The 20,479-nt window shown below is 74.4% G+C and carries 19 protein-coding genes; 9 read left to right on the top strand and 10 right to left on the bottom strand.

The genetic code is table 11. The annotated features are described in order from the left end of the window. Positions 1 to 34: 34 nt before the first annotated feature. The 3 genes from KUM39_RS09390 to KUM39_RS09380 all read right to left on the bottom strand — a co-directional run bounded on the left by KUM39_RS09390 (position 35) and on the right by KUM39_RS09380 (position 3,794). On the bottom strand, positions 35 to 913 hold the full coding sequence (locus KUM39_RS09390; protein ID WP_217784988.1) for a hypothetical protein: 879 nt from the start codon (positions 911 to 913) through the stop codon (positions 35 to 37). 412 nt (positions 914 to 1,325) lie between these two features. Next, a complete protein-coding gene (locus KUM39_RS09385) occupies positions 1,326 to 2,891 on the bottom strand; it encodes a hypothetical protein (protein WP_217784987.1) in 1,566 nt (521 codons plus the stop codon). 195 nt (positions 2,892 to 3,086) lie between these two features. Further along, positions 3,087 to 3,794, bottom strand: coding sequence for a GntR family transcriptional regulator (locus KUM39_RS09380; protein WP_217784986.1), 708 nt, complete (start codon positions 3,792 to 3,794; stop codon positions 3,087 to 3,089). Positions 3,795 to 4,230: 436 nt separating this feature from the next. Here KUM39_RS09380 and KUM39_RS09375 point away from each other — a divergent pair, with 436 nt between their 5' ends. From KUM39_RS09375 to KUM39_RS09365, 3 genes are read left to right on the top strand one after another with little or no spacing between them, the layout of a single operon-like run. After that, positions 4,231 to 4,989 carry a LamB/YcsF family protein gene (locus tag KUM39_RS09375; RefSeq protein ID WP_217785008.1) on the top strand — a complete coding sequence of 253 codons (759 nt, stop codon included), beginning with the start codon at positions 4,231 to 4,233 and terminating at the stop codon, positions 4,987 to 4,989. Continuing rightward, complete coding sequence (locus KUM39_RS09370; RefSeq protein WP_217784985.1) at positions 4,986 to 5,627, top strand: 5-oxoprolinase subunit B family protein; 642 nt, start codon at positions 4,986 to 4,988, stop codon at positions 5,625 to 5,627. The genes KUM39_RS09375 and KUM39_RS09370 overlap by 4 nt, the downstream gene beginning before the upstream one ends. Before the next feature lie 53 nt (positions 5,628 to 5,680). Further along, complete coding sequence (locus KUM39_RS09365) at positions 5,681 to 6,550, top strand: 5-oxoprolinase subunit C family protein (protein ID WP_217784984.1); 870 nt, start codon at positions 5,681 to 5,683, stop codon at positions 6,548 to 6,550. Between the two features lie 66 nt (positions 6,551 to 6,616). Here the strand turns inward: KUM39_RS09365 and KUM39_RS09360 are convergent, their stop codons facing one another. The 4 genes from KUM39_RS09360 to KUM39_RS09345 all read right to left on the bottom strand — a co-directional run bounded on the left by KUM39_RS09360 (position 6,617) and on the right by KUM39_RS09345 (position 11,220). Next, complete coding sequence (locus KUM39_RS09360) at positions 6,617 to 7,792, bottom strand: glycosyltransferase (RefSeq protein ID WP_217784983.1); 1,176 nt, start codon at positions 7,790 to 7,792, stop codon at positions 6,617 to 6,619. After that, complete coding sequence (locus KUM39_RS09355) at positions 7,789 to 8,919, bottom strand: glycosyltransferase family 4 protein (RefSeq protein WP_217784982.1); 1,131 nt, start codon at positions 8,917 to 8,919, stop codon at positions 7,789 to 7,791. The genes KUM39_RS09360 and KUM39_RS09355 overlap by 4 nt, the downstream gene beginning before the upstream one ends. Before the next feature lie 177 nt (positions 8,920 to 9,096). After that, positions 9,097 to 10,515, bottom strand: a complete 1,419-nt coding sequence (locus tag KUM39_RS09350; protein WP_217784981.1) for a HEAT repeat domain-containing protein — start codon at positions 10,513 to 10,515, stop codon at positions 9,097 to 9,099. Positions 10,516 to 10,827: 312 nt separating this feature from the next. Beyond that, positions 10,828 to 11,220: an ankyrin repeat domain-containing protein gene (locus tag KUM39_RS09345; protein ID WP_217784980.1), complete on the bottom strand. Its 393-nt coding sequence runs from the start codon at positions 11,218 to 11,220 to the stop codon at positions 10,828 to 10,830. 262 nt (positions 11,221 to 11,482) lie between these two features. Here KUM39_RS09345 and KUM39_RS09340 point away from each other — a divergent pair, with 262 nt between their 5' ends. Then, positions 11,483 to 11,677: a hypothetical protein gene (locus tag KUM39_RS09340; protein ID WP_217784979.1), complete on the top strand. Its 195-nt coding sequence runs from the start codon at positions 11,483 to 11,485 to the stop codon at positions 11,675 to 11,677. A gap of 40 nt (positions 11,678 to 11,717) precedes the next feature. Beyond that, entirely contained in the window at positions 11,718 to 13,325 is a 1,608-nt protein-coding gene (locus KUM39_RS09335) for a P-loop NTPase family protein (protein ID WP_308288091.1), read from the top strand. A 332-nt stretch (positions 13,326 to 13,657) separates the two neighbouring features. Here KUM39_RS09335 and KUM39_RS09330 read toward each other — a convergent pair whose 3' ends face one another. Further along, positions 13,658 to 15,163: an SCO1417 family PLP biosynthesis transcription factor gene (locus tag KUM39_RS09330; RefSeq protein WP_217784978.1), complete on the bottom strand. Its 1,506-nt coding sequence runs from the start codon at positions 15,161 to 15,163 to the stop codon at positions 13,658 to 13,660. Positions 15,164 to 15,265: 102 nt separating this feature from the next. On the opposite strand from KUM39_RS09330, the gene yczE reads away from it, so the two are divergent. From yczE to KUM39_RS09310, 4 genes are all read left to right on the top strand, one after another. Further along, positions 15,266 to 15,919, top strand: a complete 654-nt coding sequence (yczE, locus tag KUM39_RS09325) for a membrane protein YczE (protein ID WP_217784977.1) — start codon at positions 15,266 to 15,268, stop codon at positions 15,917 to 15,919. After that, entirely contained in the window at positions 15,916 to 16,683 is a 768-nt protein-coding gene (locus KUM39_RS09320; RefSeq protein ID WP_217784976.1) for a glycerophosphodiester phosphodiesterase family protein, read from the top strand. Before yczE ends, KUM39_RS09320 begins: the two co-directional genes overlap by 4 nt. A 62-nt stretch (positions 16,684 to 16,745) precedes the next feature. Then, on the top strand, positions 16,746 to 18,092 hold the full coding sequence (locus KUM39_RS09315; protein ID WP_217785007.1) for an MFS transporter: 1,347 nt from the start codon (positions 16,746 to 16,748) through the stop codon (positions 18,090 to 18,092). A gap of 268 nt (positions 18,093 to 18,360) precedes the next feature. Next, entirely contained in the window at positions 18,361 to 18,735 is a 375-nt protein-coding gene (locus KUM39_RS09310) for an RNA polymerase-binding protein RbpA (protein WP_003977404.1), read from the top strand. A gap of 104 nt (positions 18,736 to 18,839) precedes the next feature. On the opposite strand, the gene fxsA is transcribed toward KUM39_RS09310, so the two are convergent. Then, positions 18,840 to 19,409, bottom strand: coding sequence for an FxsA family membrane protein (gene fxsA, locus KUM39_RS09305; RefSeq protein ID WP_217784975.1), 570 nt, complete (start codon positions 19,407 to 19,409; stop codon positions 18,840 to 18,842). A 60-nt stretch (positions 19,410 to 19,469) separates the two neighbouring features. Further along, positions 19,470 to 20,258 carry a polyprenol monophosphomannose synthase gene (locus KUM39_RS09300; RefSeq protein ID WP_217784974.1) on the bottom strand — a complete coding sequence of 263 codons (789 nt, stop codon included), beginning with the start codon at positions 20,256 to 20,258 and terminating at the stop codon, positions 19,470 to 19,472. Positions 20,259 to 20,479: the final 221 nt, after the last annotated feature.

The following is a 20,479-nucleotide window of genomic DNA, read 5'->3' as shown; positions in this document are numbered from 1 at the left end:
CGGTACGGGTCGGAAGGCGAGGGGGGCCGGGGGCTCAGGAGTGGAACGGGAGTCCCGCGTCGGCCACCAGATCGAGGTCGTCGGTGTCGTCGGCGGGCAGCAGGCTGGCGCTGCCGTCGGTGACCGGGACGACCCCGAGGTCCAGGAGTTCCGCGAGGGCGGCGGTCCCGGCCAGGTCACGCACCTGGAGCTGGTAGCGGGCGGTGGTGCGGAACGTACCGCCGTGGTCGTCGCCGGTGCGCTGGAGGAACCCGGAGTCGGTGAGGAACCCCATCGCCTTGGCGACGATGCCGGTGGTGGAGGCGGCGGGGCGGCGGGCGTCCTTGGTGGCGCCGGTGGCGCTGCGCCGGGCCCAGATCCGCCAGGCGGCCTCCAGGCCGGGGGCGTCGGTCGCCGGGTCGGTGTTCTCGCCCTGTTCCTCGGCGCGCTCCTCCAGGCGGCGGCACGCCTGCCGGACGAAGGCGTCCACGCCGTTGACGGTGACCCTGCCGATGTACGCGTCGTCGGCCAGGTCCTCGGGGCGCGGGAAGGCGAGCGCGGCGACGGCGAGGTGCGCCAGGCCGTGCAGGAACCGGTCCCCGGAGTCGGCGGTGGTGCGGCGGGCGTAGTCGCCCATCCGGACGGCGAACACCGAGTCCTCGGCGGCGGTGACGGCCATGCCCGCACGCGCGGACACCTCCAGCACCACGAGGCCGAGCCCGGTGGCCACGGCGTCCGCGAGCCGGGCGAACGCCGGGTCCTCGCGGTACCGACGCAGCAGCTCGGTGTACTCCTGGTCGCGTGCGGGCTGGAGTTTGGGCTGGAGCCCGCACGCGACGAGCCGCGCCGCGTCGGCGGCGTCGGCGGGGGTGACGGCGGCGGTCGCCGGAGCGGCGGGGGTCTCCGCCTCGCTCCACTCGACGTGCTCGCTCACGGCTTCGGCTCCTTGCTGGTGGAACGGGGGTGGTGCGCCGCACGGTGGGCGACATGGGGAGGGTGACCGGACACGGCTCGGGCCGCTGCGGGATGCCGGACCGCGCGCCCGGTGCCGTACGGGCCGTGCGGGGGCCATACGGCGTCACGGGGACGGGGGTGGTGTCGGCGGCGTACGCCCCCGCAGACGGCAGCGGCGACCACCCGGGGGGTCACAACTCCCCGGACCACGGACGCGACGGCGACACGGGCGGACGTACCGGAGACCACGCGGCCACCGGAACCGGAACCCGCCCTCGCACCCGCACCCGCACCCGCACCCGCACCCGCACCCGGCGCCCCGTCCCCCGGCAACCGCGCCGCGAGCCCGCCGGACCCGCCCGCCCCGCCGTGCTCCACCGCAGGAGGCCGCCTCATGCCGCGTCCGTCCGGTCGGCCGCCATGCCCGCCGAGTCGAGCAGCGCGGTGCCGACGATGAGGTCGGCGCCGCCGAACTCGGGGTCGTCGAGCCGGGTGCCGTCGTCCACGGCGAACAGCAGCGAGCGTTCGCCCTGCCGGTAGGCGGTGCCGACGGGCGGGCTGGCCGCGTGGACGGCCAGCAGGGCGACGAGGTAGGCGAGTTCTGAGCCGCCACCGGGGCAGTCGTCGGAGCCGTTGTCGGAGTCACCGATGCGCCGGGCCTCCGCGAGCAGCCCCGAGAGGCGGCGCGGGGCGTCGGGCGGCAGGTCGAGCAGTCGGGTGGCGGCGGCGAGCTGTTCCTCGCTGAAGCGGCTGTCGTCGGGGGTGGCGATGAGGTCGGGCTCGGGCATCTCGGCGCCGAGGTGCTCGCGCTCGACGGGCGGGGTCAGCAGGATGTCCACGAGGTCGGCGACCCGCACGGAGACCGGGGTGCGCGGGCCGGTGCCGCGCGAGAAGAAGGCGTCGGTCACCCGCACGGCCCGGTCGAGCGGCAGCGGCAGCACCGGTGCGACGAGATGGCCGTACAGGTCGATGCCGGAGGTGGCGACGGGGGTGGCGAACGCCTGCCGGTCCTGTTCGGCGCGGAACAGCGGGCCCGCCTCCAGCAGCCGGGACTGGAGCTGGGTGTGGCGGCGGATGCAGTCCTTGACGATGTCCACGAGTTCGGCGGCGCGCCGCTTGTGCTCGGGCTCCTCGGTCTCGTCGCGGGCCTTGCGGATGTTGGTGAGGATGGCGTTCTCGTGCCGGTACCGGTCGGCGACGTGGTCCAGGGCCTCGGCGATCATGTCGGGCACGGCGCTCAGCCAGTCCACCGCGCGGACATTGCGCCGGGTGGCGTCCAGGGCCCGGCGCAGGGTCTCGGAGTACTGCACCGTGCGGTACCGGGCCTGCTCGGCGGCGAGCTGGGCGTCCGCGAGGCGGCCCCGGCTGATCAGCACCTCCAGTTTGACCTCGGCGGCGATCTGGGCGCTGGTGACGTCGGTGTCGAGGGCGCCGACCAGGACGTTGACCGCCTCGTCGGTGGTGCGCAGATAGACGGTGCCGCCGGGGCCGGGGACCTCTTCGATCAGCTTGAAGTCGTAGTCCCGGCGGACGTACGTGCCGTCGGCGGCGAAGGTGCCGTAGACCGCGCGGAAGCCGCGGTCCACGCTGCCGACGTTGATCAGGTTCTCCAGCACCCAGCGGGCCACCCGCTCGTGCTCGGCGGCGGGGCGGCGCGGGGCCTGGGCGGCGATCCGGGGGACGAGTCTGGCCACTATCTGGTCGTGGTCCGCGCCGGTGTCGAAGTCCATGTTGAGCGTGACGAGGTCGATGGCGGCGAGGGCGACCTCGGCCATGCCGTACACCGAGTACTCACCGGCCAGGTTGGCCTTGCGGGCGTCGAGGTCGTGCAGCGGCGCCGTGCAGGCCAGGGCGCGCAGCCGACGGGCCAGGCCCTCGTCGGCGGCCGGGCCCGGCGCGGGGCGCGGCCCGGCGCTGAGCTGCGGCGGAACGCTGTACGTCGATGCGGGCGAAGTCACGGTGCACAGAGTAGGTCCTCGGTCTGACAACCACCCAAACGACGCAGAGGCGACGACCGTCACGGGCGCGCGGGGACGGCGGGGACCGCGCGAGCGGCGTCGGTGGAACCCTCGGCCGTCACGGGCGCGCGGGAACCGGCGGACACCGCCCGGAGCCGCCGCCTCCCCCCTCCCTCTGGAGCCTCGCCCGCCCCCTCACAGACCCCCGGCGCCGTCCTCCCTCACCCTTCGCCGGTACACCTCGACGATCCGTTCCCGCGAGTCGGAGAGGTACCGCTCCAGCAGTGCCTCGGCGCCCGTCCGGTCGCCCGTGCGCAGGGCGTCGAGGATCTGGCGGTTGCGGGCGAGGTACGGCTCGTGGAGGCGGCGCGGGTCGTCCACCACGTGGAAGGCGAGCCGCAGTTCGGCGAAGACGCTGCGCATCACCTCGTCGGTGCGCTCGCTGCCCGCCAGCGCGACGAGTTCCGCGTGGAAGTGGATATTGGCCGTGGCCAGTGATTTCCAGTCGTTCCCCGCGGTGGCCCTCTCGCCGTCCGCGACGGCCGCCGCGAGCCCCTGGAGGGCGTACGGCGCCGCGCCGAGCCCCCGGATCACCGCGCACTCGACCAGGCTCCGGGTGCGGTAGATGTCCTCCACGTCCTCGACGGTCAGGACCCGGACGAAGACACCCCGGTTCAACTCGTGCACGAGCAGCCGCTCATGGGTGAGCAGCCGGAACGCCTCGCGGAGCGTGTTCCGGGACACCCCGAGCGCCCCGCCGATGGCGTCCTCGGAGAGCCGGGTGCCCGGCGGGAAGTAACCGTCCGCGACCCGGCTCCTGAGGATGTCGGCGACGCGTTCGGCGGTGCTGGTGCGCCCGAGGAGCGCGCGGTCGTCGGTGAGTGCCGTCAACTGCTCTGCCATGCCCGGAATTCAACCGCAGGGCACCGGACGGGACAACAGAGGTATTGAAGGATCGTTGAACGATCCTCTACGGTTCTGTTACTGGACAACTCCGGCGCCCCGCACGGCACTTGCTCGCCACCCGCACACTCACCCGGATCTGCGAGGTGCCCCATGACCACGACCGCACCGGGGCGGCCCGGCCGGACTCCGGTGACGCGGTGGCGCCCCGACCCGGTGGCATCCCCGCAGGCCGGGGCAGACGCTCGTACCGGCGCGCGGGACTCCGGCCACCGCGTGACAGTGGACGGAGGGGCCCCGGCCCCCGAGAAGGGCATGCGGAGCCCGAGAAAGCGGCACTCCCCCCGCACCGGCGAGAGGGACATCCCTCCCGCCGGTCCCGACGGAAGCAGGATCACCGACGCCCATGAAGACCTCCGACGATTCCCCGGCCGCCCTGACCGCGATCGATCTGAACGCGGATCTCGGCGAAGGTTTCGGCCGCTGGCGGCTCACCGACGACGAAGGACTGTTGTCGGTCGTCACCAGCGCCAATGTGGCCTGCGGTTTCCACGCGGGCGATCCGGCGACCATGCGCCGGGTGTGCGAACTGGCCGCCGAGCGCAGGGTGGTGATCGGCGCCCAGGTCTCCTACCGGGACCTCGCCGGTTTCGGGCGCCGCGCGATGGACGTGCCGTCCGCCGAGCTGGCCGCCGAAGTGGCCTACCAGATCGGCGCGTTGGAGGTGTTCGCGCGGGCCGCGGGCGCGCGCGTGGGGTATGTGAAGCCGCACGGCGCGCTGTACAACCGGGTGGTGCGCGACGAGGAGCAGGCCGCCGCCGTGGTCGAGGGCGTCCGGCTGGCCGGTTCGGCGCTGCCCGTGCTGGGGCTGCCCGGTTCGCGGGTGCTGGAGTTCGCCGCGCGGGCCGGACTGCCCGCCGTGCCCGAGGCGTTCGCGGACCGGGCGTACGACGACACGGGTGCGCTGGTGCCGCGCGGTACGGCGGGCGCGGTGCTGTCCGATCCGGACGCCGTCGTGGAGCGCTCGGTGTGCCTGGCCCGGTTCGGCACGGTCGTGGCGCTGTCCGGGGCGCGGGTCCGGGTGCGGGCCAGGTCGCTGTGCCTGCACGGGGACACCCCCGGCGCGGTGGACCTGGCACGCCGGGTGCGGGAGGCGCTGACCTCGGCGGGCGTACGGACGGAGTCCTTCGTATGAGCGGTGAACTCGTCTACGGGGTCGTCGCGTTGCCCGTCGGGGACGACGCGCTGCTGCTGGAGACCGGGTCGGGCGAGCAGGTGCGGGCGCTCCACGCGGAGCTGTTGCGGCGCCGTGCGGCGGGCACGCTCCCGGCCCGCGAGATCGTTCCGGCGGCCCGTACCGTGCTGCTGGACGGCCTGCCCGATCCGGCGGCCTGGGCGGCGCGCCTCGCCCTGCTCACCGCACCGCCCGCGCCCCCGCCCGCCGCCGCGCCGGTGGAACTCCCGGTGCGCTACGACGGCCCGGACCTGGCGGACGTGGCGGCGCACTGGGGGGTGCCCGTGGCGGAGGTCGCCCGCATCCATTCGGCGGCCGAGTACACCGTGGCGTTCTGCGGTTTCACCCCCGGTTTCGGCTATCTCACCGGTCTGCCCGCCGCCTACGACGTACCGCGCCGGGCGACCCCGCGCACCGCCGTCCCGGCGGGGGCCGTCGCGCTCGCGGGCCCGTACACCGGGGTGTACCCCCGTCCGTCCCCCGGCGGGTGGCAGCTGATCGGCTCGGCGCGGGCGGTCCTGTGGGACCACACCCGCGATCCGGCGGCCCTGCTGGCACCGGGCACCCGCGTACGGTTCGTGCCGGTCGGGGAGCCGTGAACGCCGCCCGGCGGAGCCACGGGCGCTCCCCGTCCGCGCCCGTGGGGAGTCCGGTGGCCGACCGTGCCCTCCACGTCGTGCGCGCCGGTGCGCTGACCACCGTGCAGGACGGCGGGCGGGCCGGGTACGCCCACCTCGGCGTGCCGCGCTCCGGTGCCCTGGACCCCGGTGCGGCACGGCTGCTCAACCGGCTCGTCGGCAACCCGGTGGACGCGGCCGTGCTGGAGACCACCGTCAACGGCTGTGCCCTGCGCCCGCGTTCGGCAGTGACCGTGGCCGTCGGAGGCGCGCCGTGCCCGGTACGGGTCGCCGGTCGCCCCGCGCCCTGGGGCGTGCCGGTGACGGTGCCCGCCGGGGCGCTGCTGGAGGTGGGCACGGCCGTCGCCGGGGTGCGGTCCTACGTCGCGGTGTCCGGCGGCGTCGCGGTCGAGCCGGTGCTCGGCAGCCGGGCCACCGACCTGCTCTCGGGGCTCGGTCCCGCGCCGCTGGCGGACGGCACGGTACTGCCGCTCGGCAGACCCGTGGGACCGCCCGCCCGCGTGGACGCCGTACCCTGGCCCGCGCCGCCCCGCGAACTCGTGTTCCATGTGGTCCTCGGCCCGCGCGACGACTGGTTCACCCCGGACGCCGTACGGGAGTTGACCACCAGGACCTACCGGGTGTCCCCGGCGGCCAACCGGATCGGGCTGCGCACCGAGGGCCCCGTGCTGGGCCGGGCCCGTGCGGGTGAACTCCCCAGCGAGGGAATGGTGTCGGGCGCGGTCCAGGTCCCGCCCGACGGCCACCCGGTCGTGTTCCTCGCCGACCATCCGACGACCGGCGGATACCCGGTGATCGCGGTGGTCCGTGCCGCCGATCTGGCGGCGGCGGCCCAGGCGCGTCCGGGAACTCCGGTGCGTTTCCGGGTTGTCCGCCGCCGCTGACCCACCGGCCGCCGAGCCATGCCGCCCGACGCGAACCGGTCCTGGCACCGCCCGTCCACCGGCGTCTCACACGGCGCCCTCGCGTGCCGGGCCCCGCACGCCCGGTGTGCCGGTGACGGCGGTGGTGTCGTGGGCGGCGAGGAAGGCGTCCACGGCCGTGTCCCAGCCGAAGCGCTCGGCCCGCGCGCGTGCCGCGTCGCGGCGGGCGGTCTCGGGGCGGGACAGCAGGAGTTCCACCGCGTCCGCGAACGCCGCCGCCCGGTCGGGGGCGGCGACGCCCGCCGGGCCGATCACCTCGGGCAGCGCCGAGGACGCGCTCGCCACCACCGGGGTGCCGCAGGCGAGCGCCTCCAGCGCGGCGAGGCCGAACGTCTCGGCCGGTCCGGGGGCGAGGCAGACGTCGGCGGACGCCTGGAGCGCGCCGAGCGCGGCCGGGTCCGTGAGGTGCCCGAGGAAGGTCACCGGGAGGCTCCGCTCGCGCGCCCGCTGCTCCAGGCGGGCCCGCAGCGGGCCGTCCCCGGCGACCACGAGCACCGCCCGCCGCCCACGCCGCAGCAGTTCCTCCAGCGTGTCCAGCGCCGTTCCGGGCCGCTTCTCCACCGACAGCCGGGAGCACATCACCAGCAGGGTTCGCCCGGCGGAGGCGTACCGGGCGCGGGTGTCGGCGGAGCGCAGACCTGGGTGGCGGGCGGCCGGATCGACGCCGAGGGGGGCGCGTACGACGTTGCGGGCGCCGATGCGGACGAACTCGCGCTCGGCGAACTCGGTGGTGCACACCACCCGCGCGTAGACGTGCGCGGTGCGGGTGTTGAGGGTGTCGGCGGCGCGCCGGGCCAGCGGCCCGGAGAGGCCCCAGGTGCGCAGGACGCCGTCGGCGCTCTCGTGGGAGACCATCACGGCGGGCACCCGGGCGCGCCGGGCCCAGCGGCCGGTCCAGCGCAGGGTGGTGCGGTCGGACACCTCCAGGCGGTCGGGGGCGAGGTCGGTGAGGAGTGCGGCCAGGCGGCGCCGGTCGGTGAGGACGCGGTAGCCGCCGGTGCCGGGGAGCACCGGTCCGGGCAGGGTGATCACCCGGCCCTGTGCGGTGTCCCGGTCGGTGAAGCGGTCGCCGGGGACGACCAGCACCGGGTGGTGTCCGGCGGCGGCGTATCCCTTGCCGAGTTCGTGCAGGGCGGTGCGCAGCCCGCCGGAGGACGGGGTGACGAAGTTGGCGAGGCGCACGATGCGCAGCGGGGTGCTCACGCGGCCACCGCCGTGCGGCGGGCGGCGAGTACGTCCTCGTAGTGCTCGACCAGGCGGTCCCCCACGGCGGCCCAGGTGCGGCCCTCGACGGCGGCGCGCCCGGCGGTGCCGTACGCGGCGCGCAGCGCGGGGTCCGCGGCCAGGGCGCGGACGGCGTCCCGTACGGCGTGCGGGTCGCGGGGCGGGACGAGCAGTCCGGTGCGGCCGTGGTCCACGAGGTCGAGGGGGCCGCCGACGGCGGGCGCCACCACCGGGACGCCGCTGGCCATCGCCTCCTGCACGGTCTGGCAGAACGTCTCGAACGGGCCGGTGTGCGCGAACACGTCCAGCGAGGCGAAGATCCGGGCCAGGTCGTGGCCGGTGCGGCGGCCGAGGAGGATCGCGCCGGGCAGCGCGCCGGTGAGCTGGTCGCGGCTGGGCCCGTCGCCGACGACCACGACCTTGACACCGTCCAGGGCGCAGGTGGCGGCGAGGAGTTCGACCTGTTTCTCGGGGGCGAGCCGTCCGACGTAGCCGACGATCAGCTCGCCGTCCGGGGCGAGTTCGCGGCGCAGTGCCTCGTCGCGGTGGCCGGGGTGGAAGCGGGCGGTGTCCACGCCGCGCGGCCAGAGCGCCACGCGGGGCACGCCGTGTTCCTCCAGGTCGCGCCGGGCGGCGGCGGAGGGGGCCAGGGTGCGGTCGGCGGCGGCGTGCACGGAGCGGATGCGGCGCCAGGCGGCGGCCTCGCCCGCGCCCAGGTAGGTGCGGGCGTATCCGGCGAGGTCGGTCTGGTAGACGGCGACGGCGGGGATGCCGAGCCGGGCGGCGGCGGCCATGCCCCGCACGCCGAGGACGAAGGGGCCGGCCAGGTGGACGACGTCGGCGCGGTGCTCGGTGAGCGCGGCGACGAGCCGCTTGCTGGGCAGGGCGACGCGGACCTGCGGGTAGCCGGGGAGCGGCAGGGAGGGGACGCGGACGACGGGGCAGGGTGCCTCGGCGGGTCCGGCGGGGGTGCCGGGCGCGGTGGCCGGTGCCACGACGAGCGGGTGGTGGCCGCGGTCCACGAGGTGCCGGGCGGTCTGGAGCGCGCAGTGGGCTACGCCGTTCACATCGGGGGGAAAGGACTCGGTCACGATGACGACACGCATACGGGTGTTCTCGCCGTGCCGGACGTGGCCGGGGCGACGCCCGTCTTTACGGCCGCGGAACGTCCCGTGAGCTTTGCCCCGCACGCCCGGACGCACGCGGCTCCCGCCCCGCCGCGTTCAACCGCGGTCGGTCGTACGGGGCCGGGGCGTGCGTCGCCTCCGGCCCCGTACGGCGTCTCAGAGGGTGCTGGTGTCGGGGTCGAAGCGGCTGCGGACGGCGGTCTGCACCTCGTCCTCCTCGGCCGGGTCGGCGGCGAGTCTGCGGAGGCGTTCCACGACGCGGTTGTCGCCGGTCTCGGCGTGCCGGGCGGCGAGTTCGCGGGTGGTCTCCTCGCAGTCCCAGAGGCATTCGACGGCGAATCCGGTGGGGAAGGAGGGGTCGGTGGCGGCCAGTGCGCGGGCGGCCCGGCCGCGCAGATGGGACGAGGCCGTCTCCCGGTAGACGTGGCGCAGCACGGGGGCGGCGCAGGCGATGCCGAGGCGTCCGGTGCCGTCCACCAGGGTCCACAGCGTGGGCGCGTCCGGCCCTTCGCCGCGTACGGCCTCGCGGAGCGCGCCGAGCACCAGGGCGCTGTCCTGCGGGCCGCCGCGCAGCGCGAGCACCCGTCCGGCGGCGGCGCCGAGGGCGTCGGGGCGGCCCGCCCAGCGGCGGGCGCGGGCGACCGCGGCCTCGGACCGCATGCGTTCGAAGGCGTCGAGGGCGGCGTCCACGACGAGTCCGGTGCCGTCGGCGACGGCCGCCTCCACCAGGTCGAGAACCTCGGGATCGTCGCCGTCGGAGAGGAACCTGAGGGCGGTGCAGCGGGCGCCGTCGGTGCCGTGCCGGGCGGCCCGCAGGATCTCGGGGCGGTCTCCGGGACCGGCGACGGCGGCCAGGCAGCGGGCGGCCGGGACGTGCAGGGCGGCGCCGCGCTCCACGCCCTGCTGGGCCCACTCGAAGACGGCGTCCACGCTCCAGCCGGGGCGTGGTCCGGCGGGGCGTATCTGCCGCTGCCAGCGGTCGAAGCTGCCGGTCTCCTGGGCGGCCCGCACCCGGGCGCCGACCTGCTCGCGCGGGTCCTCGGCCCACAGCCGCCAGGGCCGGGGTTCGAAGGCGTCCCGCACGGTGGCGGCGAGGGCGGCGTCCCCGTCGGGGTCGGCGGGGAAGCGGGCGAGCACGGGTGCGGCGAGGGCGCGCAGGCCCGCGTCGTCGTCGCGCAGGGCCAGTTCGTCCAGCGCCCAGGACCAGTTGGAGCCGTGGGCGGCGTACCGGCGCAGCAGCGCGAGGGCGTCGTCGCGGCCGTAGGAGGCGAGGTGCCCGAGGACGGCCAGGGCGAGCCCGGTGCGGGACTCGTCGGTGTCGAGGACGTCGTCGGCGTCGAAGAGGTGCGCCTCCAGGGTGTCCAGGGCGCCGCCGAGGTCCAGATAGAGCCGGGCGTAGTAGAGGGAGCGGTTCTCCACCTGCCAGTCGTGGCGGGGGTCGCTCAGCACGCACGTGTTGAGGGCGGCGAGGGCTTCGGCGCGGGGCGCGGTGAGCGCGTGCAGCGTGCCGTCGCCTCGGCCGCGCTGGAGCAGGCCCAGGAGGGTTCCGCTGGGCGCTATGACCGGATCGAACATGGGAAACAGCCTCACATCAAGCGTCGGTGCAACCGGGGACCACGCACTACCTGGCCACGTGCCACAACGCCGGAGAGCCCGCCGTCTCCTGCTTGCTGTGCTTGCTGCTGACCATCTCTCATCGCCTCTCGTTGGTGGCCCGGACGGGCCTGTTCACGGCCCGCGCGGTGCGGCATCTCCTGCCCGGCCATCGTGTCCGTGAATCACGTCGTCATGATGACCCCGGCGTGTGAGCTGCCGCGACCGTATTTCCGGCGGCCTCTTACCGCCTCCCCCGTCGTGCTCGTCGTGTCCGGTGGTGACCGGCGCGCGTCAGCGCGCGCCGAACAGCTCCAGCAGGTCGGCCTTGCCGAACATACGGGCCGTGTCCACCGCCGAGGGGGTGCCCTGGGCGGGGTCGGCGCCCCCGGCGAGGAGGGCCTCGATGACGGCGGTCTCGCCCTTGAACACGGCTCCGGCGAGCGGGGTCTGGCCCCGGTCGTTGACCCGGTCGGCGGCGGCGCCGCGCGCGAGGAGGGCGCGGACGGCGGCGGCGTGGCCGTGGTAGGCGGCGAGCATCACGAGGGAGTCGCCGCGGTCGTTGGTGAGGTCGGCCGGGACACCGGCGTCCACGTACGCGACCAGTTCCTCCGTCCGGCCCTGCCGGGCCAGGTCGAAGATCCTGGTCGCCAGCTCCACGACCTCGGGGTCGGGGGCTTCGGTCATCGCCGGTCCGCCTCTCTTGCAACCGTTCAGGTGAATCGCAAGGGTACTGGCTCGCGCCTCGCGCGGACCGAACCGGCCGAGGTGAGGATCACTGCTGGTCCCGCCGGGCGCACACGCCGTGCCCCGAGGCCCTCCGAAGGCTCCGCCGACCGGGTGAAATCAGCCTTCCTTCACTCTTTTGCACCTTTTGTCGTATAGATACATCCTGTGATCCTGGAAGAACTCACGGTGACTGTCCCCTCTCGACACCAGGAGATCCCCAATGATCCTCTCCATGTCCGGCGTCGTCCTGCTCGGCATCGTCGTCTTCCTCTTCTTCCGCAAGGACGGGCTCAAGGGCTCGCACGCGTGCGTCTCCGCCCTGTTCGGCTTCTACCTGGCCAGCACCGCCATCGCGCCCAGCATCAAGGCGGGCGGCGAGAGCCTCGCGAGCCTGCTCGGCGGCATCAAGTTCTGACGCTCCCTCTCCCGCCCGCACGCACCAACAGGAGACAGCAGTGGCCCGGCGCCCTCTCCCCCGCATTCTGAGCAAGGACAGCGCACAGATCGCCCGGACGCAGCTCGCCCGGAGCCGGGAGCTGGCCCGGACGGCGGCCGACGGCGCCACCGACGTCCTCCACCCGCTGATCACCCTCTCGCGCGGCATGCGCCGGCTGGCCGCGGCCGGACGGCGCAAGTGGGCCGAGACGCCCAAGGACCGACGCGGGCCGCTGCTGTTCCTGGCGGCCTCCGTGATCCTGGTCGTGGCACTGGTGCCGTACGGACCGCTGCTCGCCGCCATCACCCTGATGGCGGCAGCCGCGTGGCAGGGCAGGGACCGCACCCCACCGGCACCCGAAGGCCCTGACACCGCGCAGACCGAACGGCTCCAGGCGCTCTACGAGGCCCTGGTGCCCTGTTTCACCGGCGCCGAGGACCCCGCCCCGCTCTACGCGCACGGCGGGGACTGGGCGACGGTCTTCGAGTCCCACGAGTTCGAGGACGGCGGGCGGCTCGGTCACCTCGTGATCCGCTACCCGGCGTACTTCCCCGACGGCGAGCCCGGTGCCCGCGCCCGCGTCGAGCACCTGCTCGCCGCCAAGGCCGGGCGGGGCCGCGAGTACCACTTCGGCTGGGACGAGGAGGGCAACCGGCTCACCGTCGCCGTCCTCGCCCCGCTGCCCACCGACATCGCCGCCCAGCGGTTCGTCACCTCCCCCGGCGAGACCGTGCTCGGCTTCACCGACGCGGGCGAGGTACGGCGCACCCTCCCCCTCTCCTACGGCACCGAGCAGCGCGACGTGCCGCCCGTGGTGTGGCGCACCGGCCTGCGCTCGACCGAGCCGCACCTGCTGGCGATGGGACACCCCGGCAGCGGCACGTCCACGCTGCTGCGCTCCATCGCCCTCCAGGCCCTCCAGCACGGGGACGTGCTGATCGTGGACGGCGGCGGCACCGGCGAGTACGCCTGCCTCACCGGCCGGGACGGGGTCCTCGCCGTGGAGTGCGGGGGCGCCGGGGCGCTGGCCAGCCTGGAGTGGGCGGCGCAGGAGACCGAGCGGCGGCTCGTCGCCGTCAACCGGGCCCGGCAGGGCGGTGATCCGCCGCCCGAGGACACCCGGCGCCCGCTGTGGATTCTCCTCGACCGGCCGGGCGCCCTCACCCAGCTCGCCGCGGCCGACCCGCAGTCCCTCCTCCAGCTTCCGCTGCGGCACGGGCGGGCGGCCAACGTCACGGTCGTCGTCGCCGAGCAGTTCGAGAGCGCGGAGGGGCTGAGCGAGGGGGTCCGGCAGTACACGCGGGCGCGGGTCGTGCTCGGTACGGCCACCGCGGCACAGGTCGAGTCCGTGCTGGGGGCTCCGCCGCACACCACCCCGCTCGACCAGGTGCCGCCCGGCCGGGGGTACGCCCGGCTCGGCGCCGGGCCCGTCCACCGGCTCCAGGTGCCCGCGACCCCCGATCCCTACGACGACGCCACCTCCGAGGCCGACCGGCAGTCCGTCCTCGATCTCCTCCCGCCCCGCACGGAGACTCCCTCCCTGGAGACCATCCCCCCGGCGGAGACGGTCCCCCTCACGACGGTGTCCCTCACGAAGACCCCCGACGGGGTGGGCGCGGAACACTGACGCGCGGCCGGTGGGTGGCCGGTCGCGCAGTTCCCCGCGCCCCTGAGGAGTCGGGCTGCGTCCCAGCTTCATCGGCACCCCGCGCTGCCGCTGGTCGCGCCGTTCCCCGCGCCCCTGGGGAGTCGGGCTGAGCCCTCGCTTCGTCGGCGCCCCGCACTTCTGCTGATCGCGCAGTTCCCCGCGCCCCCAGGGAATCGGGCTTGGCCCAGACCCCATCCGCACCCCGCGCTGTCCCTGGTCGCGCAGTTCCCCGCGCCCCTAAGAAATCGGGCTGGACCCAAACCTCATCCGCACCCCGCGCTGCCCCCTGTTCAGCCGCTGCGGAGACTCCCCTACGCCACGAACGTCCGGGGGGACTCCGTGGGGCCGTTCGCGCCGGTGGAGACGAGGCGGGCTGCGGCCGCGAGGCGGGTGGCGGCCTCGTCGGCGACGGGGCCGCCGACGGTGAAGGGGAGGCGGAGGTACCCCTCGAAGGCGCCGTCCACGCCGAAGCGGGGACCGGAGGGGACGCGGACGCCGGTGCGTTCACCGGCCTCGGCGAGCCGGGAGCCGGAGAGACCCCCGGCACGGACCCAGAGGGTGAGCCCGCCGGAGGGGATCTCGAACTCCCAGCCGGGCAGCTCACGGCGGACGGCGGCGACGAGGTCGTCGCGGTTGCGGCGGGCCTGCTCCCGGCGCAGCTCGACGGCCCGTTCCCAGCCCCCGGTGCTGAACAGCCAGTTCACGGCGAGCTGTTCGAGCACCGGCGTACCGAGATCCGCGTAGGCCCGCGCCGCGACCAGACTGCGGATGATGTCCGGAGCCGCCCGCACCCACCCGATCCGCAGCCCCGCCCAGAACGCCTTGCTGGCCGACCCGACGGTGATGACGGTCGAACCGGCGGGGTCGAACGCGGACACCGGACGCGGCATGGCCCGCCCGACCTCCTCCTCCAGCCACAGCTCGCTCATCGTCTCGTCGGCCACCAGCACGGTCCCCGCGGAGCGCGCCCCGTCCACCAGCCGTCGCCGCTGGTCCTCGTCGGCCAGCGCACCGGTGGGGTTGTGGAAGTCCGCGACGACGTAGGCCAGCCGGGGCGCGGCCTCCCGCAGCACCTGACGCCAGCGGTCGAGGTCCCAGCCGGTCAGTCCCTCCCCCATCGCCACCGGCACCAGCCGGGCGCCCGCCGCCCGCATCAGCTGGAGGATGTTGGCGTAGGACGGGGACTCGACGGCGATCCGCTCGCCGCGCCCGGCGAAGAGATGGCAGATGGCGTCGATGGCGCCCATCGCACCGGTGGTCACCATGATCTGCTCGGGCATGGTCGGGATGCCCCGCGCGGTGTACCGCTCCGCGATCATCGCGCGCAGCGCGGGCAGCCCGGCCGGGTAGTCGCCGTGGGTGTGGGCGTAGGGAGGCAGGTCCTCCAGGGCGCCCCGCACGGCGTGGGTGAGCCAGGGCTCGGGGGCGGGCAGCGAGGCGCAGCCGAGGTCGATGACGGAGCCGAGCGCCTCGGGCGGCAGCGGTTCGAGTCCGCGCGCGGGCAGCGGATTACCGGCCGGGACGGCCGTCCAGGACCCGGCGCCGCGCCGGGATTCGAGGAAGCCCTCGGTGCGCAGCGCCTCGTAGGCGGCGGCGACGGTGGTACGGCTGACGGAGACGGCGAGGGCGAGTTCGCGCTCGGCGGGCAGCCGCGCGGCGACCGGGACGCGCCCCTCCAGCACCAGCAGCCTGATGCCGTCGGCGAGGGCGCGGTAGGCGGGCGGGCGGCGGGTGCCGGGCCCGGCCGGGCGGTCCTGCTGGGACGTGAGCAGCCGGGCGAGCTGTGCGGCCCCCACCGCCGAGGTCCACTGCGCCATGACGATCAGTCCACCTTCCCCGAATTGGCCCTGGGCGGGATGTCCGTACCCGTTCCAGGGTGTCATGTGTCGGGCCACCGCCATCACCCAGGGGGGACGCACATGTCCATGTACCGACCGCCGGTCCGCCGTCTGACCCGCCTCTACGTCGGCCTGGTCCTGTACGGCGCGAGTTCCGCGCTGCTGGTACGGGCCGGGCTCGGTCTGGAACCGTGGAACGTGCTGCACCAGGGGCTGGCCGAGCACACGCGCCTGAGCATGGGCGTCGTGCTGACCGTGGTCGGCGCGCTGGTCCTGCTGCTGTGGATACCGCTGCGCCAGCGCCCGGGCCTCGGCACGGTCTCCAACGTGCTGGTGGTCGGCGCGGCGATGGACGCGACCCTGCGCGTGCTGCCCGAGCAGCACGCCCTCGCCGTGCGGGTGCCGCTGCTGGTGGCGGGCGTGGTGCTGAACGGCGTGGCGACGGGGCTGTACATCGCGGCCGACTTCGGTCCGGGACCGCGCGACGGGCTGATGACCGGGCTGCACCGCCGTACCGGGCGCTCGGTCCGGCTGATCCGGACCGCCGTGGAGGTCACCGTCGTCACCATCGGCTTCGCGCTCGGCGGCGACGTGGGCGCGGGCACCCTGCTGTACGCGCTCGCCATCGGCCCGCTCGCCCAGTTCTTCCTGCGCGTGTTCGCCGCGCGCCCGGCACCGGTGCGCCCCGCGGCCGTTGCCGCCGGTCAACCCGGAGGGGCCATACTGCGTCCGTGACCACCGCGATACGCCACCCCTACCTCGACCACCCCGGCCCCATCCCCTTCGCCCACCGGGGCGGGGCGGCGGACGGCCTGGAGAACACCGTGGCGCAGTTCCGCCGCGCGGTGGAGACCGGCTACCGGTACATCGAGACCGATGTGCACCTGACGGCCGACGGGCGGCTGGCCGCCTTCCACGACGCGACCCTGGACCGGGTCACCGACGGCGCCGGACGGATCGCGGACCTGCCGTGGAGCGAGGTCGCGCGGGCGCGGGTCGGGGGCAGGGAACCGGTGCCGCTGTTCGACGAGTTGCTGGAGACCTTCCCCGGGGTCCGCTGGAACGTGGACGTGAAGTCGGAGCCCGCGCTGCGGCCGTTCCTCGATCTGGTGGCGCGGGCGGACGCCTGGGACCGGGTGTGCCTGGGCTCGTTCTCGGAGGCGCGGGTGCTGCGCGCGCAGCGGCTGGCCGGGCCGCGCCTGGCGACCTCGTTCGGTACCCGCGGTGTGCTGGGCCTGCGGCTGCGCTCATGGGGGCTGCCCGCCTCGGTGCGCCGCTCGGCGGTCGCCGCGCAGGTGCCGGAGTCGCAGTCGGGGGTGCCGGTGGTCGATCACCGCTTCGTCCGCGCGGCCCACGCGCTGGGCCTCCAGGTGCACGTCTGGACCGTGAACGAACCGCAACGCATGCACCGGCTCCTGGACCTCGGAGTCGATGGCATCATGACCGATCACATCGACACGTTGCGCCAGGTCATGGAAGAACGCGGCAGCTGGGCGTGAGCCCCGGGCAGGACCGCGCCGGGCCCGGCGCACGGCACTTCGGCGGGGAAGCGAGCACACCGGTGGGCATCGGCACCGTGCGGGAAGAGACGGCCGGGGAGGCCGTCGCACTGCGGCGCGAACAGCGCGGCTGGTATTTCTACGACTGGGCGTGCTCGGTCTATTCGACGAGCGTGCTGACCGTGTTCCTGGGTCCGTACCTCACCGCGGTCGCGGAGCACGCGGCCGACGCCGAGGGGTATGTGCATCCGCTCGGGATACCGGTGCGAGCGGGCTCGTTCTTCGCGTACTCGGTCTCCCTGTCGGTCATCCTCGCCGTGGTGCTGATGCCGCTGGTCGGTTCGGCGGCGGACCGCTCCGGGCGGAAGAAGCCGCTGCTGGCGGCTGCCGCGTACACCGGCGCGGCGGCGACGACGGGCATGTTCTTCCTGGACGGGAACCGCTATCTGCTCGGCGGTGCGCTGCTGATCGTCGCCAACGCGGCGCAGGCGGTCGGGATGATGCTCTACAACTCCTACCTCCCGCAGATCGCGGCGCCCGAGGAACGCGACCGGGTCTCCTCGCGCGGCTGGGCGTTCGGCTACGGCGCCGGGTCGCTGATGCTGGTGGTGAACCTGGCCCTCTACATGGGCCACGACTCCTTCGGTCTGTCGGAGACGGCCGCGATCCGGCTCTGCCTGGCGTCGGCGGGGCTGTGGTGGGGCGCGTTCGCCCTGATCCCGCTGGCCCGGCTGCGGGACCGGCGGGCGAGCGCCGAACGGGCCGCCGTGCCCGGCTTCCGGCAACTGGCCGCGACCGTCCGCGACATGCGCCGCCACCCGCTGACCCTGGCCTTCCTGCTCGCGTACCTCGTCTACAACGACGGCATCCAGACCGTGATCAGCCAGGCGTCGGTCTACGGCTCGCAGGAGCTGGGCCTCGGCCAGTCCACGCTGATCGGCGCGGTGCTGCTGGTGCAGGTGCTGGCGGTGGCGGGCGCCCTGACGATGGGGCGGCTGGCCCGCGTGTACGGCGCCAAGCGGACGATCCTCGGTTCGCTGGTCGCCTGGACGGTCACCCTGGCGGCCGGTTATTTCCTGCCCGCGCACGCCCCGGTCTGGTTCTTCGTGCTGGCCGCCGGCATCGGCACGGTCCTCGGCGGCAGCCAGGCGCTGTCCCGCTCGCTGTTCTCCCATCTGGTGCCGCCCGGCAAGGAGGCCGAGTACTTCTCCGCGTACGAGATGAGCGACCGCGGGATGAGCTGGCTCGGCCCGCTGCTGTTCGGGATCACCTATCAGGTGAGCGGAAGCTACCGCTCGGCCATCGTCTCGCTGGTGGCGTTCTTCGTGATCGGGTTCGTACTGCTGGCGCGGGTGCCGGTGCGCCGCGCGATCGGCGCCGCGGGCAATCCGGTCCCGGAGCGGATTTAGCACTCGACACGAAAGGGCGGTAGTGTACGCGTTTGACCTGCCAGGCGTACCGTTACTGCGCGTCAAAGATGCCGAACCCCTGGGTGACATCTCTTGAGCAGATGTGACAAACCGGGCGCCGGTGGGTACAAGAAAGCGCGGCTACGACGGCGACGCACGACCCGGAACGATGTCCGGAACGGGAATCTTTACCGCCGACCGGACGTTGACCGGATGACGACGACAGCGACACCTGTCCTGTGGGCGACAAGCCCGGGAGGCACGATTCATGAGTGAGCGAGCTCTTCGCGGTACGCGCCTCGTGGTGACCAGCTACGAGACCGACCGCGGTATCGACCTGGCTCCGCGCCAGGCCGTGGAGTACGCATGCGAGAAGGGCCATCGCTTCGAGATGCCCTTCTCGGTCGAGGCGGAGATCCCGCCGGAGTGGGAGTGCAAGGTCTGCGGCGCGCAGGCACTCCTGGTGGACGGCGACGGCCCTGAGGAGAAGAAGGCCAAGCCCGCGCGTACCCATTGGGACATGTTGATGGAACGACGCACCCGCGAGGAACTCGAAGAGGTCCTTGAGGAGCGTCTGGCGGTACTCCGTTCGGGGGCGATGAACATCGCCGTTCACCCTCGGGACAGCCGCAAGAGCGCCTAGCGCCGGGCACACGAGAACCGCGGGCGCCGTACGTGGACATCACGTACGGCGCCCGCGGTTTTGGCGTACCTCCCGTGGGGCGGTCCGGTGACGCGGACCGGTGCTCAGCGGTTCAGCGGGGGGCGGTGCGGGTCGTCCGGGCCGCCGGGCCGGTCCCGGCTGATCACCTCGCCCTGGACCACCTTGCCGTCGGGGCGGTGCATTCTGGCCTGCTGGAAGGCGTCACCGAGCCCGCCGGAGGCCGCACCGCGCAACCTGCGCTCGAAGGCGCTCTGGCCGAACCGGCTCACGGCCCGCTGCACGGGCGGGAGCAGGAGCAGCAGCCCGGCCGCGTCGGAGATCAGACCGGGGATCATCAGGAGCAGTCCGGCGAGCATGGCCAGACCGTTGCCGCCGCTGCCGTTCCTGCCCGCCGAGGGTGAACCTCCGCGCTGGATCGCCTCGTTGAGGTTCGTCAGGGCGCGGCGCCCGGCCCGCTTGACGACCACGGAACCGGCCACGAAGCCCGCGACCAGCAGCAGGAAAACCAGGAAGCCGCCGACCGCCCCGGCGACGAGGATCAGCAGCCAGACCTCCAGCACCAGCCAGGCCACGACACCCAGCGGCAGATACCTGCGCAGTGCCGAGCGGCGGGGCCGGACGGTCGAAGAGGAGGTGGGAGCACCAGTCGTCATGCTCCCAGTGTGCCTGGCCCCGGATCGGCGCGGGATAAGCGCACGGTCAGCGGGCGGCGGTCACCTGTTCCGGCCGGTGACCTTGGAGACGCGGTCCCCGACGCCCCAGGCGGTGACCCGCCAGAGCGCCTCGACGAGGATGTCCCGGCTCATCTTGGAGTCGCCGAGTTCGCGCTCCACGAAGGTGATGGGGACCTCGACCACGTGGTAACCGGCCTTGACGGCGCGGCGGGCCAGATCGACCTGGAAGCAGTAGCCCTGCGAGGAGACCTCACCGAGGCCGAGGCCCTCCAGGGTCTCGCGGCGGAAGGCGCGGTAGCCGCCGGTGATGTCGCGCAGCGGCAGGTCGAGGGCGATCCGGGAGTAGAGGCTGCCGCCGCGCGAGATGAACTCGCGGGACCGGGGCCAGTTGACGACCCGGCCGCCGGGCACCCAGCGGGAGCCGAGCACCAGATCGGCGCCCTTGAGCGCGGTGAGCAGCCGGGGCAGTTCCTCGGGCTGGTGGGAGCCGTCGGCGTCCATCTCGACCAGGACGCCGTAGCCGTGCTCCATGCCCCAGCGGAAACCGGCGAGGTAGGCGGCGCCGAGCCCCTCCTTGCCCTTGCGGTGCAGGACCTGGACGTGGTCGTCGGCGGCGGCGAGTTCGTCGGCGAGCTTGCCGGTGCCGTCGGGGCTGTTGTCGTCCGCGATCAGGACGTGCGCCTCGGGGACGGACTCGCGGACCCGGCCGACGATGCCCTTGATGTTCTCGGCCTCGTTGTAGGTCGGGATGATCACCAGGGTCGTGCCGAGCGGCCCGAATCGTCTGTCCTGGGCCCCCGTCGCGCGGGTCCCGTCGCCGTCGTTCACTGCTGCCCCTTCATGGTCGTCCGCAGGCGTCCACCATAGTGGCCCCGGCCTGCGCTGACGTGACTGCTCGTTCGTACGGGGGTGTCGGTTCCACAAGACTGGGGCAAGGGCGGCCTTTGCGCACCTCTGTCCCGCGACGGATGGGGGCCCGGCGCCCTTCGGGCCGACCTGGTACCCGCTGGCTGCGGATCGACCTGAAGCCGTTGTCTACTGAGCGTCCG

Source organism: Streptomyces corallincola, from assembly GCF_019104725.1.
Lineage (GTDB): Bacteria > Actinomycetota > Actinomycetes > Streptomycetales > Streptomycetaceae > Streptomyces > Streptomyces corallincola.
Note: the sequence above shows the minus strand (reverse complement) of the source record. Positions and strands in the feature narration are given on the sequence as shown.